Annotated in this window: 4 protein-coding genes; all 4 read left to right on the top strand. The window is 65.2% G+C overall.

Annotated features, from left to right (window positions below):
* Positions 1–242, top strand: a 242-nt coding sequence (locus ACMO6A_RS10295; RefSeq protein ID WP_418471207.1) for an ATP-dependent Clp protease proteolytic subunit, incomplete at its 5' end; no start/stop codon positions are given.
* 17 nt (positions 243–259) lie between these two features.
* On the top strand, positions 260–1,675 hold the full coding sequence (clpX, locus tag ACMO6A_RS10300) for an ATP-dependent Clp protease ATP-binding subunit ClpX (RefSeq protein WP_009304213.1): 1,416 nt from the start codon (positions 260–262) through the stop codon (positions 1,673–1,675).
* Positions 1,676–1,771: 96 nt separating this feature from the next.
* Complete coding sequence (locus tag ACMO6A_RS10305) at positions 1,772–4,453, top strand: valine--tRNA ligase (protein WP_009304214.1); 2,682 nt, start codon at positions 1,772–1,774, stop codon at positions 4,451–4,453.
* Between the two features lie 3 nt (positions 4,454–4,456).
* Positions 4,457–5,356, top strand: a complete 900-nt coding sequence (locus tag ACMO6A_RS10310; RefSeq protein ID WP_009608261.1) for a GGDEF domain-containing protein — start codon at positions 4,457–4,459, stop codon at positions 5,354–5,356.
* The last annotated feature ends 350 nt before the right edge of the window (positions 5,357–5,706 follow it).

The following is a 5,706-nucleotide window of genomic DNA, read 5'->3' on the forward strand; positions in this document are numbered from 1 at the left end:
TCCACCAGCCGTCCGGCGGCGCGCAGGGCCAGCAGACCGAGATCGCCATCGTGGCCGACTTCATGCTGAAGACCCGCAACCGCCTGAACAAGATCCTCGCGGACAACACGGGCCAGACGCTGGAGACCATCCAGAACGACACCGAGCGCGACAACTATATGACCGCCGAAGAGGCCGTCGCCTACGGCCTGGTCGACCGCATCACCACCTCGCGCGCGGTTGCGCCGAGCACCGACGAGTAGAGAAGCGAACAGGATACATGAACGACAGACGCGACGACGAATTCGAAGGCCGAGACGCCGATATCGCCTGCGCCTTCTGCGGCAAGCAGCCGCATCAGGTGGCGGCCATGATATCGGGGCCGAACGGCATCTACATCTGCGACGAGTGCATCTCCGTGTGCGCCGATGCCATGATGCGCGACCTGGGGCTGAGCGTTCCGGGCCACGACGAGGCAGCAATGGCGGAGGGCTTCTCCCACGCCGAGGAGGGCCGTCACGCGCGGGTGGGCGACGGGGTCGTGACGGCTTCGGTCGCCGATCCGGCGCCGGAGGACGTGCTGGCCGACCTGCCCACGCCCCACGAGCTGTACGCCGAGCTCTCCGAGCACGTGGTGGGCCAGGAGCAGGCGAAGCGCGCGCTGTCGGTGGCGGTGTACAACCACTACAAGCGCATCAGCCTGGGCGCGGACGCCGTAGACGGCGACGTGGAGCTGGCGAAGAGCAACATCATGCTTCTGGGTCCCACGGGCTCGGGCAAGACGCTGCTTGCGCAGACGCTGGCCCGCACGTTGCGCGTGCCGTTCGCCATCGCCGACGCCACCACCCTCACCGAGGCGGGCTACGTGGGCGAGGATGTGGAGAACATCCTGCTCAAGCTCATGACCGCGGCCGACTTCGATATCCCGCGCGCCGAGATCGGCATCATCTACATCGACGAGATCGACAAGGTGGCCCGCAAGGCCGAGAACCTGTCCATCACGCGCGACGTGTCGGGCGAGGGCGTGCAGCAGGCGCTGCTGAAGATCGTGGAGGGCACGGAGGCCAGCGTGCCGCCGCAGGGCGGCCGCAAGCACCCGCAGCAGGAGCTCATCCATATCGACACCACGAACATCCTGTTCATCCTGGGCGGCGCGTTTGTCGGGCTTGCCGACATCATCGCCGACCGCGTGGGCAAGAAGGGCCTGGGCTTCAACGCCGAGCTGCCCGAGAGCAAGAAGCACGCCGAGGCCGAGCTTTTGGCGCGCGTGCTGCCGGAGGATCTGAACAAGTACGGCATGATCCCCGAGTTCGTGGGGCGCATCCCCGTGGTGACGTCGCTCAACGAGCTTTCCGAGGAAGATCTCGTGCGCATCCTCACCGAGCCGAAGAACGCTCTGGTGAAGCAGTACACCAAGATGTTCGAGTTCGAGGATTCCGTGCTGACGTTCGAGCCGGAAGCCTTGAAAGTCATCGCTCACGAAGCGGTGGAGCACGGCACGGGCGCCCGCGGTCTGCGCTCCATCTGCGAGCGCGTGCTGCAGGACGTGATGTACGACCTGCCCGAGCAGAAAGGCCCGTCGACGGTGACCATCCGTGCGACGGACATCACGGGGGAGACAAAGCCCGACATCGAGCCGACGGACGGGGCGGAAGCTCTTCCGGCGGGCGATGCGGCAAGCCTGCAAAGCGCGTAGCGCGGGCGCAGGATACGGTAAACGAGCGGGCGGATCGCGGACGAGCGGCGCGCCCGCTTTTCGGTTTGAGAGACTTTGAGGACGAAAGAGCAGATCATGGCCGATAACACGAACGACAAGAGCGGCAAGAAGATCGACTACGACTTCGCCGCCCACGAGCGCCCGCTTTTCGACGCGTGGATGGACGCGGGCTACTTCCAGCGCACGCCCGAGCTGGGCGCGGGCACGGGGCAGCCCTACACCATCGTCATCCCGCCGCCGAACATCACGGGCGTGCTGCACATGGGCCACGCCCTCAACGACACCATCCAGGACACGTGCATCCGCCGCGCCCGCATGCAGGGCCGTCCCACGCGCTGGATCCTCGGCACCGACCACGCCGGCATCTCCACGCAGACCAAGGTGGACAAGAAGCTGGCCGACCAGGGCATCAGCCGTTTGGAAATCGGCCGCGAGGCGTTCATCGAGGCGTGCTACGACTGGTACAAGGAGTACGGCACCACCATCGTGAACCAGATCAAGGGCATGGGCTGCTCGTGCGACTACGCCGACGAGCACTTCACGCTGGAGCCGGCCTACGTGAAGGCCGTGCGCAAGCTGTTCGTGGACTGGTACCACGACGACCTCATCTACAAGGGCAAGCGCATCGTGAACTGGTGCCCCCACTGCACGACGTCCATCTCCGACGACGAGGCCGAGTACGTGGACGAGGCGGGGCACCTGTGGTACCTGCGCTACCCGCTGACCGAGCCCGAGGACGGCCTGGAGTACCTCGTGGTGGCCACGACGCGCCCCGAGACGATGCTCGGCGACACGGGCGTGGCGGTGAACCCGAAGGACGAGCGCTTCAAGCACCTCGTGGGCAAGACGGTGAAACTGCCGCTCGTCGACCGCGAGATCCCCATCTTCGCCGACTGGCACGTGGACAGGGAGTTCGGTACCGGCTGCGTGAAGACCACGCCCGCGCACGACCCGAACGACTGGGCGATGGGCGAGCGCAACGGCCTCGAGCGCATCAATATCTTCGACGAGACCGCGCACGTGGTGGACGGCTTCGGCGCGTTCAGCGGCATGGACCGCGACGAGGCCCGCGAAGCCGTCGTGGCCGCGTTCGACGAGCTGGGCTTGCTGGAGAAGGTGGAGGACCACGACCACTCCGTCATGACGTGCTACCGCTGCCACACGAAGCTCGAGCCCTGGGAGTCCGAGCAGTGGTTCGTGGCCGTGGACGGCCTCAAGCAGGACGCGGCGCGCGTGGTGGAGGACGGCTCCATCCAGTTCCACCCCGAGCGCTGGAAGCAGGTGTACCTCGACTGGCTGGACAACCTCAAGGACTGGTGCATCTCGCGCCAGCTGTGGTGGGGCCACCGCATCCCCATGTTCTACTGCGACGAGTGCGGCTGGGAGGACGCGTCGGTGGAGGACGTCGAGACGTGCCCCGTGTGCGGGAAGCCCGTGCGCCAGGACGAGGACGTGCTGGACACGTGGTTCTCGTCGCAGCTGTGGCCGTTCGCCACGATGGGCTGGACCGAGGAGGGCATGGACGCGCCGCAGATGAAGCAGGCGTATCCCACCCAGGTGCTGTCCACGGCTCGCGACATCATGGGCTTGTGGGTGGCGCGCATGGTGATGGCATCCATGTACTGCACCGATCGCATCCCGTTCGAGCACGTCATCATCCATCCCACGGTGATGGCCGCCGACGGCAAGCCCATGTCGAAGAGCCGCGGCAACGGCGTGGACCCGCTGCGCCTCATGGAGGACTACGGAGCCGACGGCATGCGCTTCGGCCTGCTCATGCAGGTGACGGGTGCGCAGGACCTCAAGTTCAACGAGGCGAAGCTGGAAAGCTCGCGCAATTTCGCGAACAAGATCCGCAACGCGGCGCGCTTCGTGACGATGAACCTCGACGACTACGTGCCGGGCGCGCCCGAGCCCGTGACGCCGGCCGACCGTTGGATATTCTCGCGCCTGGCGGGGCTCGTGGCCCGCGTCGACGAGGCGTACGGGAACTTCGAGTTCGGCGAGATCACGCGCGAGCTGTTCTCGTTCTTCTGGAACGAGTTCTGCGACTGGTACATCGAGTTTTCGAAGGCGCGCCTGAACGGCTCGCCTGAGGATCGCGCGGCGTGCCAGCGTAACCTCGTGTTCGTGCTCGACCAGGCGCTGCGCCTGCTGCACCCCATCATGCCGTTCGTGACGGAAGAGATCTATCAGCAGCTGCCTATCGACCGCACGGAGGCGCCGTACCTCATCGTGGCCGCATGGCCCGATGCCGATGCGCTGGCGCAGTACGTGGACGCGGATGCCGAGCGTGCCATCGACATGGTGTGCGAGACGGTATCGGCCATCCGCAGCACGCGCGCCCGCTACGGCATCTCGCCGAAGACGCAGCTGGCCGTGGCCGTGAAAGCGGGGGAGGACGACATCGCGCGCTTGGAGGCGCAGCGCGGGCTGATCGAGGGCATGGGCAATGTGGCCTCGCTTCAGATGGCCGCCGACGTGGAGAAGCCGGCCGAGTCCAGCGTGACGCTGGCGCCGGGCCTCGAGGTGTACATCGTGCTGTCGGGCCTGGTGGACTTTGAAGCCGAGCGCGCCCGCCTGGAGAAGGAGCGCGTGAAGCTGGCCGCCGACGCCGCGAAGCTGGGCAAGAAGCTGTCGAACCCGGGCTTTTTGGCGAAGGCCGCGCCCGAGATCGTGGAGAAGGATCGCGCCAAGCATGCCGAGATGACCGACAAGCTGGCTCGCGTGGAAGCGCAGCTGGCGGAGCTGGGGTAGCCTGTGTTCCCGTACGCGAGCATCCATCCTGAGGTTGCGAGCGCCGCGACCGACCTGCTGAGATTCGATTATTACCGGTTGGTCGATCCGCGCGACCACCGGGTGTTCGCGTACGACCGCGATGGGGATCGTCTGATCGAGGTCGACGGTCCCTGCTACCAGCTGTGGAACCAGGACGATCCGTGTCTCAACTGCTCGTCGCGCGCTTGCCTGACGATGCAGGACGCCGTGTTCAAGATCGAGTACCTCGACGGTCGCGTGCTTCACGTGACCAGCGTGCCGATGGACATAGAGGGCGCCGAGCTTGTGCTCGAGCTGATCAAGGATGTGACGGACAGCCTGCTGGTGGCCGACATCGAGGTGCGCGACAACATCGAGATCACCCAAATGATCACGAAGTTCAACGAACTCGCCGTGCGCGACGGGTTCACGAAGCTGTACAACAAGACCTTCATCAACAACGAGCTGGAATCTCTCGTTCAGGCTGCACGTGGCGGATCGCCGGCGGGAGAGGCCGCCGTGGTTCTGCTCGACATCGATGGATTCAAGCAGATCAACGATACGTACGGGCATATTGCCGGCGACGACGCCTTGCAGTACTTCGCGAGCAAGATGCGCAGTTTCTCACGCTCTTTCGACGGGTGGGTCGGACGTTTCGGCGGCGATGAGTTCGTGCTGTGCGCGCCGAAAGGACTTTCGGAAGGCGATCTGGAGCGTCTGTTCGCTGAGATCGACGCGATCGAGCGCCATGCGTTCCAGGCTGAGGCGGGGTCGTTCTCGCTTGCGGCAAGTTGCGGCGTGTGCTTCGTGCGGCCGGATGACACCGTTCGCTCGCTGCTGGATCGCGCTGACGTTGCCATGTACCGGGCGAAGGAAAGCGGCCGAAGGTGGGTTGAGCGCTAGGGCGTGCGGAGCGCCGTCGAGGTGCGCGGTTGATTTTGCGATCCGGCGTTCGGCCATCGAGCCACTTGTCGAAGGAACCCGTGCGATTCGTCGTTCTGGACGAAGCCGCCAGGGCTCCGCACGTTGCCATCCTGAGCGAAACGACCGCAGGACGGTGCCATCATGGAGGCGATCAACGAGCGCTTCAAAGGTGGAAGCATCGCGGACTCATGTAGTCAGCTTTACTTGCGCCCCCTGTGCATCCCGAAGATGCACAGGGGGCGTTTTCGTGTTGCAGGGGCGACGGCTCTTTTGAATCGTATAGAAACCGCGTTGGATTTGTCGGTGAACCGCGTGTAATCCGCGTTGGA

The organism is Eggerthella sp., from assembly GCF_048329335.1.
Taxonomy (GTDB): Bacteria; Actinomycetota; Coriobacteriia; order Coriobacteriales; family Eggerthellaceae; genus Eggerthella; species Eggerthella lenta.